At 70.3% G+C, this 26327-nt stretch carries 28 protein-coding genes and 3 pseudogenes; 15 read left to right on the top strand and 16 right to left on the bottom strand.

Going from position 1 to position 26327, the window contains the following annotated elements; all coding sequences use genetic code 11:
- Positions 1–131 precede the first annotated feature (131 nt).
- A complete protein-coding gene (locus tag ACZ51D_RS41870) occupies positions 132–509 on the bottom strand; it encodes a DUF6355 family natural product biosynthesis protein (RefSeq protein WP_465626849.1) in 378 nt (125 codons plus the stop codon).
- Positions 510–1596: 1087 nt separating this feature from the next.
- Entirely contained in the window at positions 1597–1860 is a 264-nt protein-coding gene (locus ACZ51D_RS41865; protein ID WP_465626847.1) for a hypothetical protein, read from the bottom strand.
- Positions 1861–3124: 1264 nt separating this feature from the next.
- On the opposite strand from ACZ51D_RS41865, the gene ACZ51D_RS41860 reads away from it, so the two are divergent.
- Complete coding sequence (locus ACZ51D_RS41860) at positions 3125–3958, top strand: hypothetical protein (RefSeq protein ID WP_465626621.1); 834 nt, start codon at positions 3125–3127, stop codon at positions 3956–3958.
- Between the two features lie 513 nt (positions 3959–4471).
- Here ACZ51D_RS41860 and ACZ51D_RS41855 read toward each other — a convergent pair.
- From ACZ51D_RS41855 to ACZ51D_RS41840, 4 genes and pseudogenes are all read right to left on the bottom strand, one after another.
- Positions 4472–4993: pseudogene (locus ACZ51D_RS41855) on the bottom strand (GNAT family N-acetyltransferase); the annotation flags it as partial.
- Between the two features lie 337 nt (positions 4994–5330).
- The gene (locus ACZ51D_RS41850) at positions 5331–6188 is read right to left on the bottom strand and encodes a Cof-type HAD-IIB family hydrolase (protein ID WP_465626619.1); all 858 of its coding nucleotides are present in this window, start codon (positions 6186–6188) and stop codon (positions 5331–5333) included.
- 110 nt (positions 6189–6298) lie between these two features.
- Complete coding sequence (locus tag ACZ51D_RS41845) at positions 6299–7552, bottom strand: MFS transporter (protein ID WP_465626617.1); 1254 nt, start codon at positions 7550–7552, stop codon at positions 6299–6301.
- 145 nt (positions 7553–7697) lie between these two features.
- Positions 7698–8384, bottom strand: coding sequence for an isochorismatase family protein (locus ACZ51D_RS41840; RefSeq protein WP_465626615.1), 687 nt, complete (start codon positions 8382–8384; stop codon positions 7698–7700).
- Positions 8385–8582: 198 nt separating this feature from the next.
- Here ACZ51D_RS41840 and ACZ51D_RS41835 point away from each other — a divergent pair, with 198 nt between their 5' ends.
- The 3 genes from ACZ51D_RS41835 to ACZ51D_RS41825 all read left to right on the top strand — a co-directional run bounded on the left by ACZ51D_RS41835 (position 8583) and on the right by ACZ51D_RS41825 (position 12457).
- On the top strand, positions 8583–9443 hold the full coding sequence (locus ACZ51D_RS41835; protein ID WP_465626613.1) for a LysR family transcriptional regulator: 861 nt from the start codon (positions 8583–8585) through the stop codon (positions 9441–9443).
- A 165-nt stretch (positions 9444–9608) separates the two neighbouring features.
- A complete protein-coding gene (locus ACZ51D_RS41830; protein ID WP_465626611.1) occupies positions 9609–11867 on the top strand; it encodes an RHS repeat domain-containing protein in 2259 nt (752 codons plus the stop codon).
- A 59-nt stretch (positions 11868–11926) separates the two neighbouring features.
- Positions 11927–12457 (top strand): hypothetical protein, encoded by a 531-nt coding sequence (locus ACZ51D_RS41825; RefSeq protein ID WP_465626609.1) that lies wholly within the window; start codon positions 11927–11929, stop codon positions 12455–12457.
- On the opposite strand, the gene ACZ51D_RS41820 is transcribed toward ACZ51D_RS41825, so the two are convergent.
- The gene (locus ACZ51D_RS41820) at positions 12414–13055 is read right to left on the bottom strand and encodes an IS5 family transposase (RefSeq protein WP_465626607.1); all 642 of its coding nucleotides are present in this window, start codon (positions 13053–13055) and stop codon (positions 12414–12416) included. The genes ACZ51D_RS41825 and ACZ51D_RS41820 overlap by 44 nt on opposite strands.
- Before the next feature lie 310 nt (positions 13056–13365).
- Between ACZ51D_RS41820 and ACZ51D_RS41815 the strand changes: the two genes are divergently transcribed.
- The 3 genes from ACZ51D_RS41815 (at position 13366) to ACZ51D_RS41805 (ending at position 14577) form a co-directional block, all read left to right on the top strand.
- Positions 13366–13836: a transposase gene (locus ACZ51D_RS41815; protein WP_465626605.1), complete on the top strand. Its 471-nt coding sequence runs from the start codon at positions 13366–13368 to the stop codon at positions 13834–13836.
- Positions 13833–14210 (top strand): hypothetical protein, encoded by a 378-nt coding sequence (locus tag ACZ51D_RS41810; RefSeq protein WP_465626603.1) that lies wholly within the window; start codon positions 13833–13835, stop codon positions 14208–14210. Before ACZ51D_RS41815 ends, ACZ51D_RS41810 begins: the two co-directional genes overlap by 4 nt.
- Before the next feature lie 196 nt (positions 14211–14406).
- The gene (locus tag ACZ51D_RS41805) at positions 14407–14577 is read left to right on the top strand and encodes a hypothetical protein (protein WP_465626601.1); all 171 of its coding nucleotides are present in this window, start codon (positions 14407–14409) and stop codon (positions 14575–14577) included.
- Positions 14578–14740: 163 nt separating this feature from the next.
- On the opposite strand, the gene ACZ51D_RS41800 is transcribed toward ACZ51D_RS41805, so the two are convergent.
- Together ACZ51D_RS41800 and ACZ51D_RS41795 are read right to left on the bottom strand one after the other, a co-directional pair.
- Complete coding sequence (locus ACZ51D_RS41800) at positions 14741–15031, bottom strand: GNAT family N-acetyltransferase (RefSeq protein WP_465626599.1); 291 nt, start codon at positions 15029–15031, stop codon at positions 14741–14743.
- Entirely contained in the window at positions 14997–15329 is a 333-nt protein-coding gene (locus ACZ51D_RS41795; RefSeq protein WP_465626597.1) for a hypothetical protein, read from the bottom strand. Before ACZ51D_RS41795 ends, ACZ51D_RS41800 begins: the two co-directional genes overlap by 35 nt.
- A gap of 254 nt (positions 15330–15583) precedes the next feature.
- Between ACZ51D_RS41795 and ACZ51D_RS41790 the strand changes: the two genes are divergently transcribed.
- Positions 15584–16528, top strand: coding sequence for a hypothetical protein (locus tag ACZ51D_RS41790; RefSeq protein WP_465626595.1), 945 nt, complete (start codon positions 15584–15586; stop codon positions 16526–16528).
- A 36-nt stretch (positions 16529–16564) separates the two neighbouring features.
- On the opposite strand, the gene ACZ51D_RS41785 is transcribed toward ACZ51D_RS41790, so the two are convergent.
- Both ACZ51D_RS41785 and ACZ51D_RS41780 read right to left on the bottom strand, forming a co-directional pair.
- Positions 16565–17326: an SDR family oxidoreductase gene (locus ACZ51D_RS41785; protein WP_465626593.1), complete on the bottom strand. Its 762-nt coding sequence runs from the start codon at positions 17324–17326 to the stop codon at positions 16565–16567.
- Positions 17323–17729, bottom strand: a pseudogene (locus ACZ51D_RS41780) (zinc-binding dehydrogenase); the annotation flags it as partial. The gene ACZ51D_RS41785 and the pseudogene ACZ51D_RS41780, both read right to left, overlap by 4 nt.
- Positions 17730–17731: 2 nt before the next feature.
- Here ACZ51D_RS41780 and ACZ51D_RS41775 point away from each other — a divergent pair.
- Positions 17732–18293, top strand: a pseudogene (locus tag ACZ51D_RS41775) (ricin-type beta-trefoil lectin domain protein); the annotation flags it as partial.
- A gap of 309 nt (positions 18294–18602) precedes the next feature.
- On the opposite strand, the gene ACZ51D_RS41770 reads toward ACZ51D_RS41775, so the two are convergent.
- Complete coding sequence (locus ACZ51D_RS41770; RefSeq protein WP_465665535.1) at positions 18603–19640, bottom strand: saccharopine dehydrogenase family protein; 1038 nt, start codon at positions 19638–19640, stop codon at positions 18603–18605.
- Positions 19641–19766: 126 nt separating this feature from the next.
- Between ACZ51D_RS41770 and ACZ51D_RS41765 the strand changes: the two genes are divergently transcribed.
- Positions 19767–20702, top strand: coding sequence for a helix-turn-helix domain-containing protein (locus ACZ51D_RS41765; protein ID WP_465626589.1), 936 nt, complete (start codon positions 19767–19769; stop codon positions 20700–20702).
- Between the two features lie 565 nt (positions 20703–21267).
- Positions 21268–21843, top strand: coding sequence for a TetR/AcrR family transcriptional regulator (locus tag ACZ51D_RS41760; protein WP_465625194.1), 576 nt, complete (start codon positions 21268–21270; stop codon positions 21841–21843).
- Between the two features lie 539 nt (positions 21844–22382).
- Here ACZ51D_RS41760 and ACZ51D_RS41755 read toward each other — a convergent pair.
- The 4 genes from ACZ51D_RS41755 to ACZ51D_RS41740 all read right to left on the bottom strand — a co-directional run bounded on the left by ACZ51D_RS41755 (position 22383) and on the right by ACZ51D_RS41740 (position 24122).
- Positions 22383–22562, bottom strand: a complete 180-nt coding sequence (locus tag ACZ51D_RS41755; protein ID WP_465625192.1) for a hypothetical protein — start codon at positions 22560–22562, stop codon at positions 22383–22385.
- Positions 22563–22783: 221 nt separating this feature from the next.
- Complete coding sequence (locus ACZ51D_RS41750; RefSeq protein ID WP_465625190.1) at positions 22784–23119, bottom strand: CPCC family cysteine-rich protein; 336 nt, start codon at positions 23117–23119, stop codon at positions 22784–22786.
- 87 nt (positions 23120–23206) lie between these two features.
- Positions 23207–23689, bottom strand: coding sequence for a hypothetical protein (locus ACZ51D_RS41745; RefSeq protein ID WP_465625188.1), 483 nt, complete (start codon positions 23687–23689; stop codon positions 23207–23209).
- Between the two features lie 67 nt (positions 23690–23756).
- On the bottom strand, positions 23757–24122 hold the full coding sequence (locus ACZ51D_RS41740) for a hypothetical protein (protein WP_465625187.1): 366 nt from the start codon (positions 24120–24122) through the stop codon (positions 23757–23759).
- A 293-nt stretch (positions 24123–24415) separates the two neighbouring features.
- Between ACZ51D_RS41740 and ACZ51D_RS41735 the strand changes: the two genes are divergently transcribed.
- The 4 genes from ACZ51D_RS41735 to ACZ51D_RS41720 all read left to right on the top strand — a co-directional run bounded on the left by ACZ51D_RS41735 (position 24416) and on the right by ACZ51D_RS41720 (position 25989).
- Complete coding sequence (locus ACZ51D_RS41735; protein WP_465625185.1) at positions 24416–24769, top strand: hypothetical protein; 354 nt, start codon at positions 24416–24418, stop codon at positions 24767–24769.
- 388 nt (positions 24770–25157) lie between these two features.
- Positions 25158–25307, top strand: coding sequence for a hypothetical protein (locus ACZ51D_RS41730; RefSeq protein WP_465665533.1), 150 nt, complete (start codon positions 25158–25160; stop codon positions 25305–25307).
- A gap of 71 nt (positions 25308–25378) precedes the next feature.
- Positions 25379–25612 (top strand): helicase associated domain-containing protein, encoded by a 234-nt coding sequence (locus tag ACZ51D_RS41725; RefSeq protein WP_465625181.1) that lies wholly within the window; start codon positions 25379–25381, stop codon positions 25610–25612.
- A gap of 47 nt (positions 25613–25659) precedes the next feature.
- The gene (locus tag ACZ51D_RS41720) at positions 25660–25989 is read left to right on the top strand and encodes a hypothetical protein (RefSeq protein ID WP_465665531.1); all 330 of its coding nucleotides are present in this window, start codon (positions 25660–25662) and stop codon (positions 25987–25989) included.
- The last annotated feature ends 338 nt before the right edge of the window (positions 25990–26327 follow it).

The following is a 26327-nucleotide window of genomic DNA, read 5'->3' as shown; positions in this document are numbered from 1 at the left end:
TCACAGCACACGACTACCGGGACGAACCCTCCAACGGCAGGCGAACGCTACCGCTTCACCCATCCGAGCGACATCACGAGTTCAACTTCAGTAGCAGCGCAGCACTGGTAGTGACACCAGGCGGAGGCCAGTCAGGGTCCGGTGTCACCGGGGTGGGAGCACAGTCCGCCTTGGTAGGTGCTGTCGTACCAGGCGCCAGTGGCATCCGAGTCCAGGTTGGTGCGGCCGGGGCCGACACAGCGGTGGTAGTCGGACCGGGGAAACCGCTTGACCTGAATCCACACGTTGGTGTTGGTGGCGCAGTGCTCGTAGTAGGCGCGTTCGCCGTTGCGGCTCGCGTTCCAGCCACAGCCTCGGGTCTGCTCGGGGGCGGCCATGGCCGGGGTGACCGTCGCGAGGGCGAGGGTGCCGACCAGAGCAACGGCTGCCAGGCCCAGCCGCGATCCGCGCTGTACCGCCAGCGCGGCGATTGCGCCGCGACGCGCCTGGGCTCGCTGTGAAGTGTCCATACCCGCTTCAACGATCACGGAAAATCGCGGTCACGGCGAGGGCGTCCTTGCCGCTGCTGCGTGCTGCGTGCTGCCTGGGCCGCGCCCGTGCCGCTCTGCTGCTGCGCCCTGGGCCGCTGGCTGCACCCCCGGGCCGCTGTCCAGGCCGTGCCCCTGCCCGCCCAGGGGTGCCCGGCCTGGCCGTCTCTGGTCCCTCTGTCCGCTGTCCAGGCCCGTCCCGGCCCGTCCCGGCGCCGCTGTCCTGGTGCTGCGCCCGGCCCGAGGCCCAGGCGGTGCCACCCTTGGTCGCTGCGGATCCGGCCTGGCCGCCGTCTGGTCTGGCTTGTTCCGCCCTTCGCTGCCGTGGCTGCCGTTCGGGGCGCGCTCGCTGCGTCCGGGGTCTGCCGCTGCTGGGCGGTTCTGCTTGGGCGGGGCTGCGCTGCGCTGGATACAGTGGCCGCTGCCACGGTGTAGGCGAGGGGGACGACGTGAAGCGATGGCAACGCCGTGCGGTGACCGCTTGGGCGGTGCTGGTGGTGGGCGGGTGTGCCATGACTGTCCTTCTCGGAGACACGACCGATGATCCACGGCCCGCAGGCCGGCCGACTGTTCCGACATCACCTGTCAAGCAGGCGCCGCCCCTTTCCTGCCCGACCAATGCCGTCTGTTCTGGATACATCGTCCCGGGCGGTTGACCACGCGTCAGGCGGGGCCGTCCGGGGTGGTCGGGTGCGGGCGGGGCCGGCGGGCCGCTGTCGGGGCCGGCCTTGTTCTGGTGGTGGTGGTCGGTTGCCTGGTGGCGGGTGCAACGTGGGGGTGCAACGCGGTGTTGCGCGGGGTGCAACACGGGGCCGTTTTGCGGGTCTGACCAGGTGTTGTGTGGCCGGGAGGGGCGTGGGGCGGGCGTGTTGCAGTGGCGCGTTGCACCGGCCTGTGTCCCGTCTCGAATGATCTGGTCCGCTGGTAGGGCTGTGGCCTGCGGCGACCAGATCAGTTGAGACGCCAGGCGGTCGAGAATCTCATGTCACCTGGTCCCGGGTGACTGGACGCGGAGTGGTGTCTCAGTTGATCTGGTTCGGTGTCGCCGTTTCGACCCAGGGCCGCGCGGTCAGTCGCTCACGTTCCCAAGTCCGACTGCCAACACGGCCATCTCGTGCAGCCGCTCGTAGTACCTGGTCCCGTCCCCGTCCCCGATCCATGGTAGAACCCTCTCAAGGACCTCGGTGCACGTCCGAAGACTTCCGCGGCGCCTCTCGTCGAGAACGCTCGACAGGGACGAGGAGACGCAGCCGGCGACGTCCGCATCCAGCTGCACCAGGTCTTCGCCCTCGACTTCTCGACCGCGAAGGTGCCCAGGGAACTCCGCCTTCATGTGCTTTTCCCACAGTTGCGGGAGCAGGTCCTGCCGGACTGTGAACAACCTCTGTCACGCCCTGTCTCATGCTGCTTCAAAGTGCACACATGCGTATCTGGAGTCACTATGAGGGCATCCCCTGGCGGCCATTGAGAGGCCGTCGATGGCAACGGAGCGTGGCCATGCATTCTGCTGACGACCTGACAGATTCCCAGAAGAAGGCCCTGGAGCGGATTGCGGGCGACCTCGGTCAAGTCAGGGAGCGGCTCCAGTCGCTCCATGGCGAGGCACGATCCCTGCTGTCAGACGGTGACTCCGATCCCGGCCCCGATGTCTTCCCCTGCCACGTCTGCCACAGGTGTCCGGACTTCGAATTTCCAAGAACTCCGACCAGAGGGCTCGACTGCGCAAGGCACGGCTGCGGCCACAGCATCACTTCACACGACTTCTTCTGACTGAGAGCGGCCTGGCTCACCCGGAGTGACCGCGTTCTGGCTGCGGATCCGTGGGCAGGCCGTAAGCGTGTGGGCGTCATCCGGGTGGTCGGCGGGTGCTTCGCCGCAGCCGGCCCTGTCGTTCTGTGAGCAGGCGCAGCCGCGATCGGTGGTGTACCGGCGCGGAGTTCCGTGAGGGGGCCTGCTGGGTCCTGAGAGCGGCCCGGAAGGGCTGGGGGGCTGCCAGGCCGCCGTGGAGGGTGTGTCGGAGGGCTGTTGCCGGGGCGTGGGTGCTGTCGCATCGCCCTGTCACGTGGGGTGCTGTCGTGCCCTGTGACGTGGGCGGATGCCAGGTTCCCCTGGGTGTGGTGGGGGCGCGGCAGGTGGGCGCGACAGCCGCGGGTCCGGGCCGCCGCCCAAGGGCCGCCGGGTACGGCGGGGACGGCGTCCGCTGTCGGGGCCGGCCTTCTCCTGGTGGTGGGGTTCGGTGGCTGGTGCTCGGCAGCGCGGGGAGGGGGTTCGTGTCCGGTGACAGCGGACCCGCACCGATTGCCATCGAAGGTGGACCAACGCGATTTCGCGACAGCGAAGATGGACCACCGCAGGTCAGGAGTGTGAAACCCCACCGGAAGCGGAGCAGGCTCCGGGTGAGCACCAGCCATCCCCGGTTGCGGCGCGTGGCTGGTTTCTTCCCCGCCTTCTTCCGGTACCGAAGCGGGATGACCGACTCTGACCAGATAGCGGACCTGAGCTCTGTGAGGAGAACCGGTATGAGCGGTATTCGGAACAAGGGGCGTGAGAGCGCCGGCGGTGATCGGCAAGCGTCGGAGGCCCCCGGCCCAGCAGGCATGACGCTCTTCGACGACATCTACGATCAACCGGATCCTCGGGCCTACTTCCAGGCGTTGGGCCCGCTGGAATACCAGACACCCCATCACGGACAGAGCGTCTTCCGGCGGGCGCTCGCGGCCCGCAGGCGGACAGCCCGCACGGCGGAACCGGTGACCGTGCTGGACATCTGCTGCTCGTATGGCATCAACGCCGCCCTCCTCAACCATGAGGTGACACTGGACGACCTGTACGCCCACTACACGTCGCCACAGGCCACCGCCCTCACCACAGCCGAACTGATCGAATGGGACCGCAGCTACTACGCGGCTCGTCGGCGCCATGACCCAGCCCGGGTAATCGGACTCGACATGGCCACGAACGCCATCTCCTACGCATGCGAGGTCGGCCTGCTGGAAGAGGGCTTCGCCGAGAACCTCGAAACAGCGCCCCCCTCGCAGCCCCTGCTCCGCGCCGCACGGCACGCCCGTCTGATCACGATCACCGGAGGGACGACCTTCCTGACCGCCCACAGCTTCCAGCCGATCCTGACCTGTGCCCAGGACCCGGTGTGGGTCGCGGCCTTCGTACTGCGCACCACCCCGTACACGTCCATCGCCGCATGCCTGGCTTCACACGGCCTGGTCACAGAGAAGGCCACCGCGCACACGTTCCGGCAACGACGCTTCACCAGCGCGGGTGAACAGCAATACGCCATCCAGGCAGTGACCACGACCGGCGATGACCCGCAGGGGAAGGAGACCGACGGCTACTTCCACACCATGCTGCACTTGTCGCGCCCGCCTGAAGACGTGACGGCATTTCCACTGACCGACATGATGCCGATCGGGTGAGCCCAGCCCTGCCCACACGCCCCGAACTCCCCGGTCTCAGACGAAGATCGCCCACAGCATCCGCAGATCCGGGCAGAGCCATTTGCCCGGATCCTCATCAGCGGTCCATCTTCGCTGTCACGAACGGTCGTTGGTCCACCTTCGATGGCAATCGGTCCGGGTCCGCTGTCACGGGACAGTTCGGGGTGCAACGCGGGGGTGCAACGCGGTGTTGCGCTGGGGTGCGACATGGGGGCGTGTTGCGGGTCTGATCAGGGGCTGTGTGGCCGGGAGGGGCCTGGGGTGGGCGTGTTGCAGTGCCGTGTTGCACGGCCCTGGGCGGTCTGCCGGCCTCGGCGGCTCGTGACCTGTGACAGCGAAGCCGGGACGGTTGTCACCGAAGTCGGGAACGGCGCCGGTTTGTGACAGTGAAGTTGGGAAGCGCTGGTGCACGCGGCGCGCCGGGGCCGACGACCGATCGGTGGCCTCGTGGATCCGCGCTGTCGAGTACGGGCTCAAGCGGACGGCGTGACTGGGGGGCCGCAGGCCGAGCCACTGCTCGGCGTCCCATGCGTGGTACCGCTCTACCGAGGTGCACCCCAGCTTCGCCGCGAGGTGCATCGAGCCGACGTTGGCGGTCTGGGTGGTGAGTACCACCGGCTCGCCGGGAAGGACGCCGTCGAACCAGTCGAGTGCCGCTGCGCACGCCTCGGCGGCGTACCCGAACCCCCACGTCCGCGGCAGGAACAGGTAGCCGAGATCGGCCTTCCCCGCGACAGCCGGGCGACGGTGCCCCGTCGCTCTCCTGAGCAGGATCTGGCCGATCATCGCCCCGTCGAGATCGACGACGAAACTCCCGGGCCACCGCTTGGGCACCCCGGGCAGCTCGCGCTCGAGCTCGTCACACGGCCGGGGGCCGCCGAGGTAGGTATGCACCTCCGGCGACGCCAGCAACTCGATGAACGCCGCACGGTCCCGCACCTCGGGCTCGCGGAGCACGAGCCGCTCGGTCCTGATCGGGGCCGGCGGCCAGGCAACGGGTCCGAGTTCAGCCATGGCGGGCAACCTATCGCACGCCCACCGAGCAGGAGCTTCAGACGACCGAGAGCGGCAGCCGCTCCTGACCGGCATCGGTCGACGAGAGCGACCAGTCCCAACTCTGATGTCACAAACCAGCGTTGTCCCAACTTCGGTGACAACCGTCGCCTCCCGCTGGCTGGGCCCGGTGGAACACCCCCCCTGCTTCCCGGCTCGCCGCAGAATCCAGAATGGTCCGTTCCGCATGCGCTGACGAATAGTGCACCGGTTTTTGTCCCACGCCGAACGCCGACTGCGGTGCAGACCGGGCAGCACGCGAGTGTAGCGGTGGCCCGCACGAGGCGGTTCAGCGCGCTCAGTGGGCGTGCGCCGGCGCGGCGATGAACCGCTCGAGGGCCTGGGCGACGCCGTCCTCGTCGTTGGAGGCTGTACGACAGCGCGCGGTCCGTAGGACGTCCGGGTGGGCGTTGGTCATGGCGTAGGGCGCGCCGACCGCCTTGAGCATGGGGAGGTCGTTGGGCATGTCGCCGAAGGCGGCGATCTCGTCGGCGGTAATGCCGAGCCGGCTGCTCCACGCGAGGAGTGTGGCGGCCTTGGTGACGCCGGGCGCGCTGAACTCCACCAGCGACAAACCCGTAGAGTGGGTCGTCTCGGCACTGCCGCCGGCACTGCGTCGCGCCTGCTCGTAGAAGACGTCGAGGGGCAGTGTGGGGTGGTGGGCGAGGAGCTTGAGTACATGGCGGCCCGGCGCCGGCGTGAGCAGGTCCTCGGCGGGACCGATCAGCTCGACGGCCTCTTCGCCGAACGACCAGTTGGGGTAGTCAGGTTCGTGGCCGTATACCGTCTCGTATTCCACGGCGAAGGAGACGCCGGGCACGGCATCGCGCAGTCGCGTCACGAGTTCGGTCGCCGTGTCGGACCGTATTGGGGAGATGTGGATCGTGGCCGCGTCCGGCGCGTACAGTGCGGCGCCGTTGGCGGCGATGACGTAGTGCCGTCCGATGGTCTCCAGCAGGGCGGGAACGCACCGTGGTGGGCGGCCGGTGACGAGGGCGATGCGGATGCCGGCCTTGCTCGCCGCGGTCAGGGCGGCCCGGGTGCGCTGGGACAGGCTGCCGTCGCTGTGTAGGAGTGTGCCGTCGAGGTCGGTCGCCACCAGCTTCGGCCGGGGATGCGGCGGGGAGGCTGGAGTCGGCGTTGGCGTCGTTGTCATGGTGCGCTTTCCGGACCGGGGGCGGGCTGGTCGCGTGGGCCGGGCGCCGGGCCGTACGGGGCTGGGCGTGGCGCCGCATGGGTCTTTGGGCCTGGTGGCGGAGGATGCGCTCAGTCGGTGTGGCAGGGGCGGCGGGCGAGGAGGTCGGCCGTGGTGAGCAGGGCGAGCAGGACCGCGGTGAACCAGGTCATCGCGGTGGTCATGGTGGTGTAGCGGGTGGCGATGCCGATGGCGATGGCGGGCAGGGCGAGGCCGAGGTAGGAGATGAGGAAGAGGCCGGCGAGGGCTTCGCCGCGTTTGGCCGGGGTGGCCATGGCGACGACGGTGCCGACGGCGGATTTGAACAGGACTCCGGCGCCGATGCCGGCCGTGATGCCGGCCACCAGGAACAGGGTGAGGCTGGCGGTGTGCATGCCGACGGCGAGTGCGGTCGCCCCGGTGGCCTGGGCGTACAGGCCGATGTTCCTGCGCAGTGTGGCGTCGAGGCGGCTGGTGAGGGTCTGGGCCGCGGCGGAGGCGCCGAACACGGCGAACACGGTCAGTCCGGCCAGTGCGCGGGAGGGGTGGTGCAGGGTGTGGCCGACGAATCCGGGGGCCAGCGAGGTGAACAGGCCGAAGACCGCGAAGGACGCGAAGCCCGCGGCCGCGGCGGCCAGGTATCCGGCGGGGTCACCGTGGTCGGTGCTGATGCGCTGCGGCCGGTAGGCGGGCCTGACGGACTGCACCTGGACCGTTTCGGGGGTGAGCGCGACCGCGGCGATGCTGATCAGCAGCAGGGCGCCGAAGACGAGGTAGGGCAGGCGCAGGGGGGCGCCGAGGTACTGGGCGAGGAGGCCGGCGATGAGCGGGCCGAAGCCGAGGCCGCCGATGTTGGCCGCGGTGGAGACGATCTCGAAGCGCTGCGGCGAGGCGTCGGGGCGGTGTGCTCTGTGCAGTTCGTGCAGGTGCGCGGTGGCGGTCGCGGTGAGCATGCCGACCCCGAGGCCGGTGACCAGCCGTGCGAGGAGAAGGAGCGGCAGGGATGGCTGGGTGAGGAACAGTGCGGCGGCGACCAGTTCGAGGGTCAGCGCCGTGATCAGAACCTTGCGTCGGCCGACCCAGTCCGAGATGTGCCCGGCCAGCAGCAGGCTGGCCAGGACGCCGAGGGCGTAGACGGCGAACACCATGGTGACGGTGAAGGTGGAGAAGCCGTCGCGTGCCTGGTAGAGGGGGTACAGCGGCGTCGGGACGGTGGAGAACGCCATGGCCGTGACGAACGCCGAGGCGATCAGCCAGAACCCGGCCCCGTGCCTGCGGGCCGAGTGCCGGGCGGCGATCTGCTGGCCGGGTGCCCGGCGAACGAGCCGGGGGGCGGACAACGACATGGGGGTGCTCCGTTTTCGTGAGTGCTCCGAGTGGTGACGGTGGCCGGCCGGCGTCGCCTGGGACCGACGCCGGCCGTGAAACTCAAGTCGCTGAAGGACGGGTTCGCCCGCCCCGGGCCGGACGGCCCGGGGCGGGCGAAGGGTTTCAGGCCAGCCGGCCGCGGGCCTCGGCCCACTTGACCTCGGCGCCGGCGCCCTCGGACCCGGTGGCCTCCGCCTGGGCGCGGGCCACGGACTCCATGACAGCGGCGTAGCCGGGGCTGACGCTCGCGTAGATGCCGCCCCAGGCGGCCCAGTCCTCGCGGGCCCAGGTCTTCTGCAGCTCGGCCGCCACACCCAGGACGTCGATGACCTTGACGCCCGCACGGCTAAGGCGCTCGATCGAGATCCGCTGTGCCTCGTCGGAGTAGGTGCCGGAGGCGTCGATGACGGCGTACACGTCGTATCCCTCGGCGAGGGCGGCCAGCGCGGGCTCGACGACGCAGACGCTGGTCATGATTCCGGCGACGAGGAGGGTGCGGCGGCCGGTCTGCGCGACGGCGCTGCGGAAGCCCTCCACGTCCCAGGCGTTGATCTCACCGTGACGCTGGATGTAGGTCGCCTGGGGGGCGTTGTCGAAGACCTCGGGGATCAGCGGGCCGTTCGGGCCCTCGGGGACCGACGCGGTGGCGATCACCGGGGCGCCGACCAGGGTGGCGGCCTTGGCCAGAGCGGCCACGTTGTTGCGCAGCTCGCGGACGTTGGTGTGGTTGACGATCTGCAGCAGACCGCTCTGGTGGTCCACCAGCAGAACCGCGGCGTCGGCGGGGTCGATGAGGCCGTTGTTCGACATGACGTCTCCTTGCTTAGGGCGGGCATCCGGCAACGGGCCGGAGGCCCTGGTTCACCGGCAGCTCCCTCGCTGCCGACGACCTCTTCAACCTCGTGCCACCGCCACCGCTTCCCATGTCGAGGAGATGGCTGAAGATGACGGTAATCTCTGTCAGAGATAGCCTGGAGTCAGCGGGCCCGGAGGGGATACGGAGGCGAAATGGATCTTCGACAGATGGAGGTCGTCGTCGCGGTCGCCGAGGAGGGCGGCTTCAGCGCGGCGGCACGACGCCTGCACGTGGTGCAGTCCGCGGTCTCCACCACGGTGCGAACCCTTGAGCGCGAGCTGGGCGCACCGCTCTTCCACCGGACCACCCACCGGGTATCCCTCACCCCGGCCGGCCAGGCGTTCCTCCCGGCCGCCCGCGCCGCACTGCGGGCAACCGAGGAAGCCCGCGCCGCCGTCGACCTCGTCAAAGGAGAGCTGACGGGAGAGATCACGATCGGCGTCATGCAGGGCCTCCACACGGGCCTCGCCCAGGCACTGGCCGCCTTCCGCCACCAGCACCCACAGGTAACGCTCAGGCTTCGCCAGGCACCGGCCGACGACATCCTGCAGGCACTGCGCGACGGCACCACGGACGTGGCCGTCGCGGCACTGGACCGCCCCCAGCAACGAGGACTGGCCACACGCGTGCTGAAGGAGGAGGAGATGGTCCTGATCACGGCACCGGGCCGCGCCATGGAAGGCGAGCGACCGGTCACCCTCGCCGAGGCCGCCGCCCTGCCACTGGTGGAATTCCCCGTCGGCTGGGCCATCCGGCACTCGGTCGACCGGGCCTTCCGCGCGGCCCTCGTCGACCGCACCGCCACCTTCGAGGTCAACGACATCCTGGCCGCCACCGACCTGGTCCGCCAGGACCTCGGCGTGTGCATCATGCCCACATCCCTGGCCGCCCGCTTCCCCGACCTCACGCCACACCACTTCACCCAACACGCACCCACCTGGAAGGTGATGGTGGTACACCCCCGAGGGCAGGTGTATCCAGCCGTCACCGCCCTGCTGCGTCACATCAAGTAGGCAGCGGCACGGCACCCGGCAGGCCGAACACGTCGGGCACGTCTCCGTAGATCCGCGAGCTTCCTCGGGAGACGCCGACGTTGCCCGCGACCGTGATCGCGGAACGGACCGGCCGCGCGGGATGACCATCCTTGCGCAGCGCCGCGCAACCGGCGCTGTGACGCTGTGACGACCTGCTGCACCCACCCGCGGCGCCGCGATTCACCCCGGGAAAACCACACCACCGGCTACGGCCACGACACCGCCGGACGCACCACCACCGTCACCGACCCGCTCGGCCGCACCGTCTCCTTCGGCTACGACGCCGACGGCAACCGCACCAAGGTCACCAACGCCCGCGGCCAGACCATCACCTCGACCGTCAACGGCGCCGGCCAGATCACCGCGGTCGCCTACTCCGACGGAACCCCCGGCGCCACGTACGACTACGACGCCACCGGGCACATCACCGGCGTCAGTGACGCCACCGGCTCCCGAACCCTGAAGTACGACGCGGCCGACCGCCTGACCAGAGTCACCGTCCCGGGCCTGGACCAGGACTTCGCCTACACCTACAACCCCGACGGCAACCTCACCGGCCGCACCTTCCCCGACAACACGTCCACCACCTACACCTACGACAAGGACCAGCACACCAGCGGCCAGGCCACCACCGGAAAGGCCGTCGCCTACACCTACGACCAAGCCGGCAACCTCCTCACCGCGACGACCCCCACGACCACCCCGGTCACCGAAACCCGGACCTACGACCGCGCCGGACGGCTGGCCACTACCAGCGACGCCAGCGGCACCAAGAACTACACGCTCGACGCCAACGGCCGCGTCACCACCGAGCAATACCAGGACACCGGTCCCAGCCCCCGCCCGGCGACCAGCTACAGCTACGACCTCGCCGGCCGCCTCACCAGTACCTGCACGGGCACCAGCCCGAGCGCCTGCACCCCGAACAGCACCACCAGCTACACCTGGGACAAGGCCGGCAACCAGCTCACCGCAACCGCCCCGAGCGGCGCGAAGACCACCAACACCTTCGACGCCGCCGACCAGCTCACCACCAGCACCACCGGCAACACCAGCACGAACTACCGGTACGACGCCGACGGCAACCGCACCGCAGACCCCTCCGGCACCTACAGCTACGACCCCGCAGGACGCCTGACCGGCGCCAGCCTCCCCACCGCAACGCTCGCCTTCACCTACGACGCCGACGGCAACCGGTCCACCACCACCAGGAACGGCACCGCCGACCGCACGACCCGCTGGGACATCAACGGCGTGTTCCCGCAGATCGCCACCGAGACCAACGCCACCGGCGCTCCGACCGCCACCTACCACACCGGCCCCGACGGACTGCCCCAGTCCATGGACACATCCGCCGGCAGCCTCTACTTCCAGCACGACCGCATCGGCTCCATCACCACCACGACCGACGCCACCGGCACCAACCAGGCCACCTACAGCTACGACAACCGCGGCAACCGCACCACCAGCGGCACCGCCGCCACACCCGCCCCATTCGGCTTCACCGGCCAGTACACCGACCCCAACCTCCCCGGCCAGATCAACCTGAGGGCCCGCCAGTACGACAGCGCGACCGGCACCTTCACCGCCCGCGACCCGCTGACCACCGGCACCGGCGCACCCCTCACCTCCGCCTACACCTACGCCAACGGCGACCCCACCAACCAGACCGACCCCTCCGGCGCCTGCCCCATGTGCATCAGCGCCCTCATCGGCGGCGTCGCCGGCGGCATCATCGGCGCTGGCGTCTATGCCTGGCAGCACCAGGGCAAGGACTTCAGCTGGACCGGCTTCGCCGCCGCCAGCGGCAAAGGCGCCCTGATCGGCGTCGGCGCCGGCCTCCTCGCCCCCATCGGCGGCACCGCCGCCACCGCCCTCGCCCTCGAAGGCACCGCCGCCACCTTCACCGCGGCTGGCGTCAACGCCGCAGTCGGCGCCGGCTACACCTGGCTCGTCAACACCGTCCAATGCCAGCCCACCACCCCGCAGGACCTCCTCCTCGGTGCCGCCGGAGGCGCCGGCGGCACCCTCTTGGGCCCTGCGGCTCGCTGGATCAAGGGTGGAAGTCTGACCAACCCCTTTCCCGAGGTGGACGTTCCGAGTCGTGCTCTCGTCTCACCGAAGGTGGTCTTCCGCTCCGACTCGCGCAGTCCCGCCGAGGTTTCACAGACCGGCTTCAGGTCGCGTCCGGATGCAGCGAACACGGACCTGGTCGACTACCAGCTCAACAACACACCGTCAGTCTGGGTTGGCACGTCCAGAAGCGAGTACCAAGCGCGCATGTTCCCCCAGTGGCTCCGCAATGAACAACGGTGGGTGTATGAGATCCGCAACCCAGGGGTGGGCATCAGTGGTTGTTGTCTTTCCGGTCTTGATGGCTGTGTTTCTGCTGGTCAGGCATAGGGTCGGTGACCCCGTGGCAGTGGTGACGTGTTGTGTCATCGCTCGGGTGGAGGTCGGGGATGCCGTCGGTCATGGGGCTGCTGGAACAGCGTGAGCTCACTGCTCGCCGCCGTGTGGACGAGCTGCGGGAAGAGGCTGACCGTATCCACGCTGAACTGGACGTGGCCGAGCGGGAGTGGAACGAGTGGGTCATCACCCGCTCGCGCGTGGGCGAGGTGCTGGCCCCGGACGCCGCCGTCGCGTCCGAGGACCAGCGCCATTCCGACGGGCATCCGGTTCGCCCCTCGCCGACGGACGCGGCGAAGCCGAAGTCCGTTGTGCCGGTGTGGCGTGCGGGGCTGGCCTGGTCGGCGCTGTCGGTGGACTACCAGCGCGTCCTGCAGGCTCTCGCGGACCGGAACCGACTCGGCCAGGGCCCGCTGACGTGCCAGGAGATGGCCGCCTGCTTCGGCCTGGACCCGGTGCCGGCGAAGGTGGAGGCGTTGCGTTCGAAGGCGAAGCGGCTGGTGGCCCGGGGCTGGCTGGTCGAGTCGGCGCCGGGCCGGTTCACGCTCGCGAAGGACGTGGCCGGGCAAGGCGGCGGGTCATGAGGAGCGTCATCGACCAGTAGACCATCGCCTCGGCGCTGCCGGTGGAGCGATCGAAGTCGCGCACGAGGCGGCGGCTTTGCATCAGGTGGGCGAAGAACCGCTCCACGATCCACCGCTTCGGCAACACCACGAAGCCGCGCATGTCGTCGCTGCGTTTGACGATGACGAGGACCAGGGCGAGGACGGCGAGGCTGTACTCGACGAGGCTGCCGGTGTAGCCGCAGTCGGCCCAGACCAGGGCCAGCAGGTGGTGCGCGGCGGCGACCTGGGCGAGCAGGACCCGGGCCGCGGCGCGGTCGCCGACGTCCGCCGCGGTGACCATCACCGCGAGCGGCAGGCCGAGCGTGTCGACCACGACGTGCCGGTTGCGACCGTTGATCAGCTTGCCGCCGTCGAAGCCGCGGCTGTCGGATCCGACGACGGCGTCCGCCTTGACGGACTGGGAGTCGATCACGCCCGCGCTCGGCTCCGGATCCCGCCCGGCCTTCTCGCGGACCTTGCCGCGCAGCCGGTCGTGGAACTCCCGGACCAGACCCAGGTCGCGCCAGCGGCGGAAGAACGCGTAGACCCGGTCCCACGGCGGGAAGTCGGCCGGCACGGCCCGCCACTTCGTGCCGTTGTCGACCAGGTAGTGGCGCCATCGACGCGGACGCTGCCGCGCGGGCCGTCCTGTCGGGACGCGCGACCACCATACCGAAGACCGCAGACGGTCCGGCAGCGGACTTGCGGGTTCTGCGGTTGGCCAAGGAATCGGCCGTCAAGGCGCGCACTCAGGCGATGAACCAGCTCAAGGCAGTCCTCCTTGCCGTCGAGCCGGACCTTCGCGAACTACTCACCGGCTGACCAATCCGGCGCCGGTCGCCACCTGCGTTGCACTGGGCGAGGATCGAGGTGAGGCCGTCTTCACGATGCGCCTGCTCGCCCGCCGGATCCAGAACCTTGGTCAGGAGATCAAGGAGTTGACCCGGCGAATGACCGCAGCTGTCCGGTCCAGCCGGCCCCAGCTCCTGAAGCTCGTCGGCGTCGGCCCCGACAGTGCCGCGGTCCTCCTCTCCGCCGCAGGTGACAACCCGGACCGGCTCACGGACGAGGCGTCGTTCGCCGCATTGTGCGGGGTCAGCCCAGTCGAGCAATCCTCCGGGAAGACCCAGCGGCGACGGCTGAACCGCGGCGGTCACCGGCAGGCCAACGCCGCCCTCTACCGCATCGTCCAGTCCCGCCCACGCTGGGATGAACGCACCCAGGCCTACCTGCAACGGCGCACCGCCGAGGGCATGTCCAGGCGTGAGATCATCCGCTGCCTGAAGTGCTACGTCGCCCGAGAGCTCTACCGGCACATCCGGCCTTCTGCGAGTCCAGTGACTCCTTCGGCAGTTTGACGAACCATAGGGGCATCCCCGACATCCACGTTGAACTCGCCGCCGACCCCGGGGTACTGGTCGACGCGCACAGTCTCCGGCCGGACACCGACTACCTCGTGGTCGCCCGGGTCTGGAACGGCTCCACGACCGGCCCGGCGCCGGGCCTCCCGGTCAAGGTCGGCTATCTGGCATTCGGTGCGGGCACCACCCCGCACGACATCGGGATGACCAAGGTGGACCTGCCGGTGAAGGCCGCCGCCGGCTGCCCCGCGTTCGCCACGGTGCCATGGCACACCCCGGCCACTCCGGGTCACTACTGCCTGCTGGTTGAGCTGCTGTGGGACGACGACGCCAACCCGGCCAACAACCTGGGCAGAGCAACACCGACGTGAAGCCGCTCAACTCGCCCCACGCGACGTCACGTTCCCGGTTCGCAACAACCGGCCCGATCGCGCGACCGTCACGCTGGCGCTCGACAGTTATGCCATCCCACCGCTGGACGCGTGCGGTGAGGACCCTCCCGAGCAGCAGCGGCCACGGCTCGACCGGCATCGCGTCGAGCACTGGCCGATCCCGGACGGCTGGCAGGTGACGGTGAATCCGGCGGAGGTGACGCTGGACCCGGGCGAACAGGCCGAGGTGACGGTCGACACCACGGCACCCGACGGTTTCGTCGGCCGACAGGCGATCAACGTGCACGCCAACGTCGGCAGTGAGCTCCTGGGAGGGGTCACGCTCTACGTCGACGGCACCGGGTAGGAGGAAGGACCATGTTTGACGCCGGAGCGATCATCTCCACAAAACCATCGGGACGTGGGCCGAGCCGCGAGGCATACGAGGAGCCCCCGAAGTGAGCACCGGTCACCACCACGGTGGCCGGCACTTCACGCCCGTCGGTGCGTTCGTGTCGGCATGGGGGAATTCAGAGTTCCTTGGTCATGAAGACACGGCTGGTGCCTGCCGGGGCGCACGGCACTTCGCCCATGCGGTGCCAGCCGTTGCGCTCGTAGAACCCGGGCGCCTGGAATCTGATGGTGTACAGGACGGTGGCCTGGCAGCCTCGCGTCCGCGCCTCCTCCTCGGCCCGGCGCAGGATCTCGCTGCCCAGGCCCGAGCCGCGCAGTTCGGGGGCAGGTGGAAGAGGTCGATGAACAGCAGGCCGAGGGAGGTGCGGCCGGTCAGGCCACCGAGTATGCGGCGGCTGCCGGGGCACGGAGCAGGACCGCCAAGGAGCGGCAGTCGTCGATGCCGGTGTTGAAGCGGTCCAGGGCGTCCGAGATCAGCGAGGTGTCGCAGGGGAGGGGCGCGTCGGTCAGGACGAGCTCTGGCGCGGGCCCGCTCGGCTGGTCCGGTGCGCGCGAGGGCGTGTGCGTGCAGCGCCACAGGTATCGGGCGATGAGTCGCAGCATCGGGTGTTCGCGCGCTCCGTCGGGGGCGGTTCCGGCCGGCGCGGTCGGAGCCGCGATCTGCTCCCACGCCCTGGACGCGGGCTGGGTCACCAGAATCGGCACCGGCCGCGCCCGGGCAGTGACGGAACCCGGTCGCCGGGCGTTCCACGACCGCTGCCACGTCCCGCAGGACCACCTCCCAGGCTGGCGGGCCAGCGCGGCTGATGGGCCGCTCGTGGGGGACGAGGCACAGGGCCTGCGGCAGCCGGGCGTGCGGATCGCGGCACCGTCCGCAAGCCGCGGCCGGTACGGTGGACCGGCCGGGCCTGCGGCCGCTCCGCGGCTTTCCGTTCGGGGCCCGCGGGGGAGGTCCGTTCGTGGAGCCATCGGAGCACGAGTACGTCGTCGACACCGTCGCCAACACGGTGAGCGGTGGCACGTTCCACGGGCTGGTGGTCCAGGGCGGAGTCGTGCACGTCCACGTCTCCGAACCGCAGGCCTTCCGGGGGCCGGCGGGCGTGCCCCTGCGCTCCGTCACCGACCCGATGGCGCTCAACGTCCGCCGGAGCATCGCGACCGACCAGGGCGACGGCGGCGCTCTGCCGGCCTACGTCGCGCGGGCGCACGACACCGCGTTGCACGCGGTGGTACGGCGGGCCGCCGACGGTGCGAGCAGTACGGCCGTCCTGGTCGGCGGTTCGTCGACGGGGAAGACCCGGGCGTGCTGGGAGGCCCTGCGAGAGCTGCCGCCGCACTGGCGGGTGTGGCATCCGCTGACGCTCCGTCGGCTCCTCGCGGCGCTCCGGACGCCCGGCGCGATCGTGCCGTACACGGTGGTGTGGCTCGACGAGGCGCAGTCTTACCTGCTCCAGCCCGCCAACCCGCTCGGCGAGGAAGCCGCCGTGGGCCTGCGCGAGCTGCTGACCGCACCGGAGCGCGGGCCGGTCCTCGTTCTGGGCACCCTGTGGCCCGAGTACTGGCAGCTCCTCGACGACGAGCGCCACCGGGACACCCGGGCCCTGTTCGAGGGTCGCGGCATCCGGGTGCCGGACGCCTTCACCCGGCAGGACCTGGCCGAGCTCGAGCGGGTCGCGGAAGCGGACCCGCAGCTCGCCGAGGCGGCCGCGCAGGCACGGGACGGCGAGGTCGCCCCGCCCCGGCAAGGCCCAGAGGCTCGGGCTGGCACCACGGGCACTCCCAGCTCGCGGCATTTGGCGACGACGTCCTCGTCGAAGCTTCGGCGCACCGGGCGCCTCCCGCCGCGAGCGCGTCGGCCGGCGGGCCCGCGGTCGTGGCGGAGGGCGCGGTCAGCACCGGCATGACGCGGGCTCCGTCCAGCACGGAGGCCAGGTCGGCGGTCATCGGCCGAGCCAGCCGCCGTCGACGGGAAGGACGACGCCGTGGACGTAGGCGGCGGCGTCCGAGGCGAGGAACACCGTGGCCCCGGCGAGGTCGTCCGCGTCGCCCCACCGTCCGGCAGGGATACGGTCGAGGATGGCCTTGCTGCGCACGGGGTCGTCCTGGAGTGCCTGGGTGTTGTCGGTGGCGATGTAGCCGGGGGCGATGGCGTTGACGTTCACGCGGTGCGGGGCCCACTCGTTGGCCAGCGCCTTGGTCAGTCCGGCGACGCCGTGCTTGGCGGCGGTGTAGCCGGGGACGGTGACGCCGCCTTGGAAGCTGAGCAGCGAGGCTGTGAAGACGATCTTTCCCTGGCCGCGTGCCACCATCGTCGCGCCGACGTCCCGGGTCAGTGCGAACTGCGCACCGAGGTTGACCTGGAGTACCAAGTCCCAGTCCGCGTCGGTGTGTTCGGCGGCCGGGGCGCGGCGGATCGTGCCCGCGTTGTTGACCAGGATGTCCACCGGCCGCTCGCGCCCGGCCAGGTCCGCACCGAGGGCCCGGAATGCCGCGGGGTCGGCGAAGTCGGTACGGATGGCCTCGAAGGTGCGGCCCGCGGCGAGGACGTCCTTCTCCACGTCGCTGCCGGTCTCCTCCAACTGGGCGCTGACGCCGATGACGTCCGCGCCGGCCGCGGCGAGTGCGCGGGCCATGGCCCGGCCGATGCCGCGCCGGGCGCCGGTGACGACGGCGAGTCTTCCGGTGAGGTCGAAGGCGCTCATGCGATCGCTCCCTGGGTGTCGTCGGTGCAGTCCACGAGGATCTTCATCACGTCGCCGCCGCCCTCAGGGCCTCGAACGCGGCGGGCGCCTCGGTGAGCGGGACGACCTTGCTGATCAGCCGCTCCGCCGGGATCGCCCCGTCGGCCACCAGGGCCACCGCGCGCTCGAAGTCGGAGCGGTCGTACAACCGGGCTCCCACCAGGGTGAGTTCACGCCAGAAGAACCGGTGCAGGTTCACTTCACGGGGGCGAGGGTGGATCGCCACCAGGCACAGCCGCCCGCGCACACCCAGCACGTCGACCGCCGTCTCCACACCACCCGCAGCCCCCGACACCTCGAACGCCACATCCGCACCCGCACCCGCAGTCCACTCCTGCACCAGCGCCGACACGTCATCACCCGCCAGCACAGGCTGCGGGCAAGCACGTCGCGTACGTGGACATGAGCAGCCTGACCACGGCCGACCTCGCCGACGCTCTGCATCCCAACGACGCGGGCTACCAGAAGATGGTTGATGCCTTCCACCGCGGTATCCAGGCGGCGGACAGCGCCGGGTGGCTGAAGAACCCCGCCCCCCGCCGCCACGCGCGTGCAGTCCGACATCGCCGGCAAGTGCCTGGATGTCAACGGGGCCGGCACCGCCGACGGGACCGCCGTGCAGACCTGGGGCTGCAGCGACGGCGTCAACCAGCAGTGGTCCGCCTACCTCGACGGCACCCTCCGCTCCATGGGCAAGTGCCTCGACGCCGCGGGCGGGGGGACGGCCAACGGCACCAAGGTACAGATCTGGGCATGCCACGGCGGCGCCAATCAGGCCTGGCAGCCCTACAACGGCGGCTACCGCAACCCGGTCTCCGGCCGCTGCCTCGACGTTCCGGGCTTCTCCACGGCCGACGGCACGCAGCTCCAGCTGTGGGACTGCCACGGCGGCTCCAACCAGAAGTGGACCACCCTGACCGCCGGATGACCCCCCACCTCCCGGGACCTGAACCCGCTCCGGGACCAGGTCCCGGGGAGACCGTCGGCGGCGGACGCTGCAGGCCATGGTGCCGCCCGGCCCGTAGGCACGCCCGAGACCGAGCCGGCACGCGGTCATGGTGGCGGCCACCAAGGATTCCCCCGATTCCCTACGTACGGCCCGTCGGAATGTGACTCTCGGTGATCGAAGCGGCGACTCGGCGAATCGCCGGGGCGCATGTGTGAGTGCGCTCAGAAGACAAGGTGGGAGTCCGCTTCCGGGTCTCCGGAACGGCCTTGCGCTCGTGGAGCGTCGCGTTCAGGTGTTTTGCGGGTGGAGGTCGAGTGTGATGTGCGGGGCGAGTGCGTGCAGGAAGTCAGGTGCGTCGAAGATCTCGCCGGCTGAGGCGACGCCAACGGTCTTGGTACGGCCGGTCAGGACGCGTTCGAGGGCCTCGACGGCCAGGGGCGCGGTGACGGCGTAGATGTCCTGGCCGCTGGCCGTGGCCCGGCGTTCGGTTCCGCCCGAGCGCACGGCGACGTCGACCAGGAAGGTCTGGTCGGAGCGCCCGTTCAGGTCGGTGGCGGTCGGGGCCGGTGTGTGGGGTGCGGCGATGTCTCGGACCGCTTCGGCGGTCATGTAGGTGGTCACGTCCGGAATTGGCAGGTGATGGGGGACGGTGACGACGTCCGCCATCGTGAACTCCCCGATCACTTCCCGGGGTCCCATCGGTTCCGGGAAGGTCCACTCCAGGGTGGGCGCGGCGTCGGTGCGCTGCTCCCACTGTCCGCCGCGGTAGCGCAGGCGGACGTCGCCGCGCCGCTCACGGGAGACGGCACCGGACAGGCGGGTGCCGGGGGTGGGGTGCCAGCTGCTGAGCGCGTAGGCGATGTGGGCCTCCTCGGCCGCGGTCCAGTCGCCCATCGCCGCGGTGGCCAGCAGGTCGCCGAGGCCACCGAAGAAGGCCATGGCGGGGACGATCACCGCTCCCGCTTCCTGGGCCCGCTCGCGGTAGTGGGCGAAGGTGTCGAGATTCGCCTCGAGTTCGGCGGCCACGTCCAGGTACGGGATCTTCGCACGGAGCGCGGCTTCGATCACGGGGCCGGTGGTCGTCGCGAAGGGGCCGGCGCAGTTGATGACCGCTACGGTTCCCGCCAGGGCACGGTCCAACGAGTCCGCATCGTCGACCGATGCCACCCGGGCCTCGAGCCCGAGCTCGTCGGCCAGCTCCCGCACAGCCTGCGCGTTGCGCCCGGACGGCACCGGGACGAACCCACGCCCGGCCAACTCCGCGACCACGAACTTCCCTGTGTGACCGTACGCGCCGAACACCGCCACCAGCTGACCCGACCCCATGAGACCCTCCCGTGCACTCGAACGCCGCTGCGCCGTCGATCCGCCGCGGCCTGACACTCACATCCTGGCCCCCCGGCAGCACCCCGCACGAGCGTCGGAAACGACATGGCACGTACAGTTTCAGACATGCCCGCCGTTGCGCTGGCCGTCACCGACGGCATGCTCCACTACGAACTGTCCGTGGCCGTCGAGGTCTTCGGAGCCGACCTGACCCACATCGTGGACCCCTGGTACGACTTCTCCGTCTGCGGGAACGGCCCGGTGCTCGTCGACCGCTTCCGCCTCGAACCCGACCACGGACTCGGCCACCTCGCGCACGCGGACACGGTGATCGTGCCCGGCTGGGCCGACACGGACCGCGAACCACCCGCCGAACTGATCGAGGCGGTGCGCGCCGCCCACGCGGCCGGCGCCCGCGTCGCCTCCCTGTGCACGGGCGCCTTCGTCCTGGGCGCGGCCGGACTGCTCGACGGAAAACGCGCCACCACGCACTGGGCTCACACAAGGGAACTGGCCCGGCGCCACCCGGCGGCCACCGTCGATCCGGACGTCCTTTACGTCGACAACGGCGACATCCTCACCTCCGCAGGCAAGGCCGCCGCCATGGACCTGTGCCTGCACCTGGTCCGCCTCGACCACGGCTCAGCCAACGCCAACAAGATCGCCCGCCGTCTGGTCATCCCACCCCACCGCGACGGCGGCCAGGCCCAGTTCATCTCCACCCCCCTCCCCGCCCCGGGCAACCACCCCCTGGCAGAACTCTTCCCCTGGGCGCTGGAACGACTGAACCAGCCGCTCACCGTCGAGGACCTGGCCCGCCAGGCCCGCATGAGCTCACGCCACCTCGCCCGCCACTTCAAACACCTCACCGGCACCACACCACTGCACTGGCTCCACACCCAGCGCATCCGCCACGCCCAGGAACTCCTGGAAACCACCAACGCCACCGTCGACACCATCGCCACGTCCACCGGCATGGGCACCGCCGCCACCCTGCGCCGCCACTTCCACCGCAGCGTCGGCGTCCCTCCCGACACCTACCGCCGAACCTTCCGCCCGTGAAAACCGTCCAGGGAACGTTGGCACTTCACGCTCAGTAACCATCGGCGGCCAGTCGACTCCCCACTGACTGGCCGCCGATGGGGAATTCCAACCGGCCACTGTCACTCACCACCGGCCACTGTCACTCACCGAGCTGAGGGGCGCGTGGGTGACCCTCCGGGACGCCGTGCTGGCCGAACTCGGCGACGAGTATCCGCAACCGGCGGCCAATCCGGTGGGTAGTTCGGGTGATTTCAGGCGGTGAAGTCGCCGCCCGCCGTCCCGATGATGAGACGGGACGGCGCGATCGGGGTATCGAAGCCGATCGCCGCGACACAGAGGAGCGAAATTCCGATGCCGAAGACCACCGTGTGCGGCTGGTCCAGGACAAATGTATTCTGCCCGTCGAGTCCGGTCCGATGCTCCCCCTTGCTGGTCGGCGCCCTGCGTATCCGCCCGCACCACCGGGACCCCGCACCCGGGGCCGACGTGGTGGCCCTGCGCCAGGTCGCCGCCAACCCGCACTGAGCGGCCGACCCCACCCCGCGGCGGGTGGGCGTCGACCGCCGTACCGAGGAGCACAAGCATGCGCGCCGCCCGCACCGGACCACCCAGCGGACGCCAGAAGGAAGCCGACCGCAACGACGAGCGGGTCCTGCGCGCGGCACGCGAAGTCTTCGCCGAGCACGGCTGGAACGCTCCCGTCTCAGAGATCGCCCGCCGCGCCGGTGTGGGCATGGGCAGCCTCTACCGGCGCTACCCCGCCAAGGAGGACCTCGCCCAGGCCCTGCGCGTGCAGGGCATGGACGAGCTGGCCTCCCTGGCCCGCAGTGCCAAAGCCGACCACACCGACCCCTGGACCGCAATGCGGTCTTCCTGCGAACAGCTCTGTCCGCTCCCGACGCCGTCTCCCTCCTCCCCCTCATCGGCGGTCGCCTCCCGGCCACCGACGAGATCGACGCCGCATCCGACCGCCTCAAGGCCGCACTCGACGACCTGGTCGACGCCGCCCACCGGTCCGGCGCACTGCGTGCGGACATCACGTGTGCGGACATCAGCTCCGCGGACCTACCCCTGCTGCTCAGCCACCTCGGCACCCGCCTGCCCACGACCGCAGAGCGCGCCCTCGAACTGCACCTGCGCTACCTGGACCTCATCCTGAGCGGCCTTCAGAACCCCGCGACGCCGCACACGCAACCCGTCAGCCCGCCCAACTGGACCGAGCTGAACGACCTCTGGAACACCCCGTGACCGCGCCTGCCGCCATGCACTGACGTACCACCAGCCGCACCAGCTGCCCGACCACCTCCAGAACGCCGCCGCCCGCACCGAGCAGGACGACTCCCCTGCGCTGGGGTGTTGCAACAACCATGAGAACTCAGGGGAGTTGATGCGGACTTTGGCCTGCGCCGACTGCGGCCGCGAGCAGTGGGCCCGTCGCCCGTGAGGCCGTTACTGATTCTGGAGCGCGCCGAGAAGGGCTCGGGGCCGCTGGTGCTGCCCGCACCGACCCGGCGGGAGCTGGTGGCTGCGCTGGTCTCCGCTCCGGGTGATCCGTGGTGGGAGGACCGGGTGCTCCACGCGGAGCTCTACCCGGTGAAGGGCCGCCGGGTAGGCCAGGCGACTGGCCGCTGTGAACCCGCGAAGGGGCCCGCCGCCAGCCGGCGGTGGGCCCCTTTCTTGTGCTGGGCGCCGTCAAGTTCAGCAGACGCTGCCCACATCGATGCGCAGGCCCGTGATGGTCGGCGAGCCCGCCGCCGCGTACATCTGACCGTTGGGGGGCACGCAGGCAGTGAACGAGTTGCCATAGGCCGTGTACTGAATCTCTACGCTGTCCTGATTACGCGTGTTGACGACGCTGAACGGGGTCCTGGGGCTCACGTACTGGAAGTAGCTGGTCTGGTCCCGGTACGCCGCCGAGAACTCGGGGCTCGACCTCCGGCCGCCCGCTCGCCGCTCGGCGCGCCGCTCGTCGCCCGGACGTCCGGCCCCTGCCGGCCCGCCGTCGGCCGCGGCTCGTCGCGCCGGTTCCCTGCACCGTCCGTCATCCGACCGCCGGCTGGTCGGGCCGGTACCGCAGCCCTTGCACTGCGCGGCGAGGATCAGGTCTGGCCGACTCGTCCGAGCGTGTGCCGCCGGATGCGAACCGTGGCAGGCCACTGACGCCGCGCCGGCCGGCACTCCCTGCTCGAAGCCCTGGACAACCCGGACAAGGTGCCGCCTACGACCAGCGCCAGGAGGAGAGAAGAAGCCCCGCCAGGCGGTCTGGTAGTTGTGCTGGGCTTGGACCAGTGACGTGCTGTTCGTGCCGCCGGCTGTGTCGGCCACCGCAGCTGGGTCAGGTCGTCCTCCCAGAAGCAGATGGGGCAGGTCTCCCACGTGCCGATGGCTTTCAGGGCCAGGTGTCCGCAGCAGGGACACGGGAATTGCTCACTCACGCGGACACTGAACGACCGCCTCGTCGTTCGGCGAGCCGTTTTGCGTTTCCTGTCGCACTGGCTTTCCAGACAGCGGGTGCGGGCGGTTCAGGTGTCGCGGCCGATGCTGCGGGTCCAGACCTGGAACGGGGATGGCGCGGATTCGTCATCCACCCGGCCCTCGTCGTTAGGTCCGACAGCGGTGAGTTCAGTCCACGGGATCAGGCCGGGTTCGTCGGCGTCGAGGTAGGCGGCGACGATCGGCTCGAGGGTGTCGGTCACCGTATAGGCGCCGCCGAACGGCAGGGATCCTGGAGACTGTGAGGAGGTTGAACAGCGCAGTTGTCCGGCCTGCTCGTCGTGCCAGACGTAGAACGTGGCGGTTCCGTCGAACCCGAGGTCTCGGACACGGTCGCGCAGAGCCTCCGCGGTGCGGCCGAAGGCGGCAGCCACCTGTCCTGCCGACAGCGTCGCCCGTTCCTCCGGGTCTGCCGACAGCCGCCAGGTGTTGCTCTGCGACTCCGCCACTTGATCGTCCGGGTTCAGGACCACGGGTTCGTCCGCGACCTCGGCGATGAACTTCAACAGCATCGGCTCAGTGTGCACCATGGCCGGTGGCCGCCTCGCCGAGGTGTGACGGCCACCGGGCAGGTGCGGGTCATTCGGGCGGGGACAGGATCCGGGCTTCGAGGTCGGCGACGCGGCGGTCTTGGAAGCGCAGGTTGGAGCGGGCGGCCTTGAGGCGTTCGTCGAGGGTGCGGTTGTCGGTGGTCAGCTGGCGGACGCGTTGCTTGAGGGTGGTGTTCTCGGTGGTGATCCGCTGGCTGGCCTCCTGGGTCCATTCGGCTTCCAGATCGCGGAGCTGGCCGAGGAGTTCGCTGATGCGAGTGCGTTGGGTGAGGATCTCGGTGTGGGCGGCTTTGAGGGCTTCCTCGGCGTTCAGCGCGCGTTCGCGCCAGGTGGCCTCGTGCTCGTCGTTCTGTTCAGCGAGCGTGCGGGACCGGTGTTCGCCGGCCTCAGTCATCGCCGCGGAGACCGCCGTCTGCGCCCGTGAGGCCGCCCGCCGGGCCCGCCAGACCATCGTCGCCGTCCACCGCCGTCTCGCGGGCCCCGCCGCCCAGCCCCTCTACACCGCCTTGGACCGCGCCGGCCTCCACACGCTGACCGACGGCGACCACCAGGCCGTCCGCGAACTCACCCGCCACCTCGACCCCGCCACGCTGCGCCGGGTCATGAGCTGGCTGGAGCGTACCCGTACCGCTGCCCTCGCGCTGCGTGGCACCGTGCAGGACCGGCCCGCGCGGCCCGTCGTACGGCGTGCCAGTTCTGACAGGCCGCAAGGCGCTGGCCACCACCAGGGTGGTCGGTGCCTTTTTGCGCTGCGTCACCCTGACCGCCAAGAACTCGCTGCCCGACGCCGATATCGCCAAGTACGTCGCCCAGCTGGAACGCGCCAAGCACACGATTGAATGCCGCGAACTGGGGCCGGACGACGCTCGACTGCGTTTCGGGCTGTTCGCCGACCTTGGCGAGGGTCGCATGGTGATCCTGATCGACGCGGATCAGCTCCTTGCTCAGCACCCTCAGAATGCCTACCTTCACCAACTGGTCCGCGCAGTCCGGGAGAGAGGGCCCGCTGTGAACGTGGCCCTGGTGTCGCCGAGTCCGTGATCGAAGGTTTGAGCACAGCTCCTCACCGCCGGGCCCAGGTCTTGCAGGCTGGCTCGTGCCAGGTGGTGCGCACGACCATGCCTCCGGGGGAGATGTGCTCGCTGGACCTTCTCTGCACCAACATGCTGGACATGACGGACAGGCGAATCGAGTCCCCGCGAGGCACATGGCCGTCGCGTTCGCCCACTTCACGACATGGCACGATGCCGGGGTGGAGAGTAGAGAACGTGCAGAGAGCCTGTCTGAACTCGGCGACCTGCTGACGTCGCTGTCGAACCGGCCCGTCGTCTCCGTGCCGTACGGCCGATTCCCGGATGGCGCGACTCCTGGTCACGGACTGGGGCCACTTGCCGACCAGGTGCACGACCTTGTCGCCGAGATTCACCCGTTGTGGGAGCAATACGTCGGCATGATCTGGTCCAAGCACGCCAACGCCTGGGAACGCGGCAACGCCTACGCCCACGCCTGGGCCGCCCACCACGGCCACCTCGCGATCCCCGCCACCGAGAAGCTGGACGGCTACGCGGTCGGCGCGTGAATGCGCCGCCAGCGCAAGGCCGAGGCCCTCACCGCCGACCAGGCCGCGAAGCTCGACGCGCTGGACGAGCTGTGGCGCCTGGAACCAACTGGAAACGCTCCTACCGCCGCCTGCTCGCCTACCTCGCCGCCGGCGGCACCCTGGATGGCCCCGCCAACCGCACCGGTCTCGGTGACGACCCGGCGTTTCGGCCCGGCGCCTGGCTGCGCAAGCAGGACAAGGCCCGCATCGACGGGAAGCTGACCGAGCAGCAGACCGCGCTCCTGGACGTACTCACCCGGCACGCCGAGACCGTGATGGGCTGACCCGCCCCGCAACCAGCAGCTGACCTGACCCGCGGGGCCTGAACAGCATGACCGAGGTCGAGGCCGCCTCCGAGGACATCTGGCACGCGCCCGCGTACGGCGGCGACGCCGTCCACGCCCGCGACCACCACCGCGCGCTGCCGGTCGTGACCACCACCCTGCCGCTGCTGCGCCGCCACGGGGCCGACGCCCCGGTGTGGCACCGGTTCGGTCGCCGCGGCTGGCACACCCTCACCGACGCGCTCGACAACCCGGACGGCGTCGAGCTGCTGGCCGTCGAGCGGGCGGAGGCGGATCGGGCCGCCGGGCGCGGGAGGCGGGGAGCGGGAGAGGCGCCGTCCGGCCTGTCGCCGCTGCTCGGCGCCGTTCTCGGATGAGCGGTGGGAGGAGAAGGAACGGGGCTGGAACGACGACGGGCTGTGCGCCGGCTGCCGCCAGGCTGACGCCGACCGGAAGTCGCGGGAGGCCGCCGAGCGCGAGCGGGCCGCCGCCGAAGCCGCAGCCGCCGAGGCGAAGCGCACCAGCTCTTGGTGGCGCCGGTCCTGACCCGGCCTCACCCCGAGCGCAGGCCGCCGACCTGCACTGGGGAGTTTCGGAACCCCCGCTGACCTAATTCCTTATTAGGGCGTCCGCCAGTAGGTGCCGAGCTAATCGGTAGTAGCAGGGCAGGCACGGTTCGCCCGATCATGGAGTTCTCTACGCTTCATGATCACCG

The organism is Kitasatospora sp. NPDC033851 (assembly GCF_055576085.1).
Note: the sequence above shows the minus strand (reverse complement) of the source record. Positions and strands in the feature narration are given on the sequence as shown.

Coding starts and splice junctions, on each gene's coding strand:
- ACZ51D_RS41870 (WP_465626849.1), bottom strand. CDS start 509: ATGGACACTTCACAGCGAGCCCAGGCGCGTCGCGGCGCAATCGCCGCG.
- ACZ51D_RS41865 (WP_465626847.1), bottom strand. CDS start 1,860: ATGAAGGCGGAGTTCCCTGGGCACCTTCGCGGTCGAGAAGTCGAGGGC.
- ACZ51D_RS41860 (WP_465626621.1), top strand. CDS start 3,125: ATGACGCTCTTCGACGACATCTACGATCAACCGGATCCTCGGGCCTAC.
- ACZ51D_RS41850 (WP_465626619.1), bottom strand. CDS start 6,188: ATGACAACGACGCCAACGCCGACTCCAGCCTCCCCGCCGCATCCCCGG.
- ACZ51D_RS41845 (WP_465626617.1), bottom strand. CDS start 7,552: ATGTCGTTGTCCGCCCCCCGGCTCGTTCGCCGGGCACCCGGCCAGCAG.
- ACZ51D_RS41840 (WP_465626615.1), bottom strand. CDS start 8,384: ATGTCGAACAACGGCCTCATCGACCCCGCCGACGCCGCGGTTCTGCTG.
- ACZ51D_RS41835 (WP_465626613.1), top strand. CDS start 8,583: ATGGATCTTCGACAGATGGAGGTCGTCGTCGCGGTCGCCGAGGAGGGC.
- ACZ51D_RS41825 (WP_465626609.1), top strand. CDS start 11,927: ATGCCGTCGGTCATGGGGCTGCTGGAACAGCGTGAGCTCACTGCTCGC.
- ACZ51D_RS41815 (WP_465626605.1), top strand. CDS start 13,366: ATGCGCCTGCTCGCCCGCCGGATCCAGAACCTTGGTCAGGAGATCAAG.
- ACZ51D_RS41785 (WP_465626593.1), bottom strand. CDS start 17,326: ATGAGCGCCTTCGACCTCACCGGAAGACTCGCCGTCGTCACCGGCGCC.
- ACZ51D_RS41770 (WP_465665535.1), bottom strand. CDS start 19,640: ATGGGGTCGGGTCAGCTGGTGGCGGTGTTCGGCGCGTACGGTCACACA.
- ACZ51D_RS41765 (WP_465626589.1), top strand. CDS start 19,767: ATGCCCGCCGTTGCGCTGGCCGTCACCGACGGCATGCTCCACTACGAA.
- ACZ51D_RS41760 (WP_465625194.1), top strand. CDS start 21,268: ATGCGCGCCGCCCGCACCGGACCACCCAGCGGACGCCAGAAGGAAGCC.
- ACZ51D_RS41745 (WP_465625188.1), bottom strand. CDS start 23,689: ATGCTGTTGAAGTTCATCGCCGAGGTCGCGGACGAACCCGTGGTCCTG.
- ACZ51D_RS41740 (WP_465625187.1), bottom strand. CDS start 24,122: ATGACTGAGGCCGGCGAACACCGGTCCCGCACGCTCGCTGAACAGAAC.
- ACZ51D_RS41720 (WP_465665531.1), top strand. CDS start 25,660: ATGACCGAGGTCGAGGCCGCCTCCGAGGACATCTGGCACGCGCCCGCG.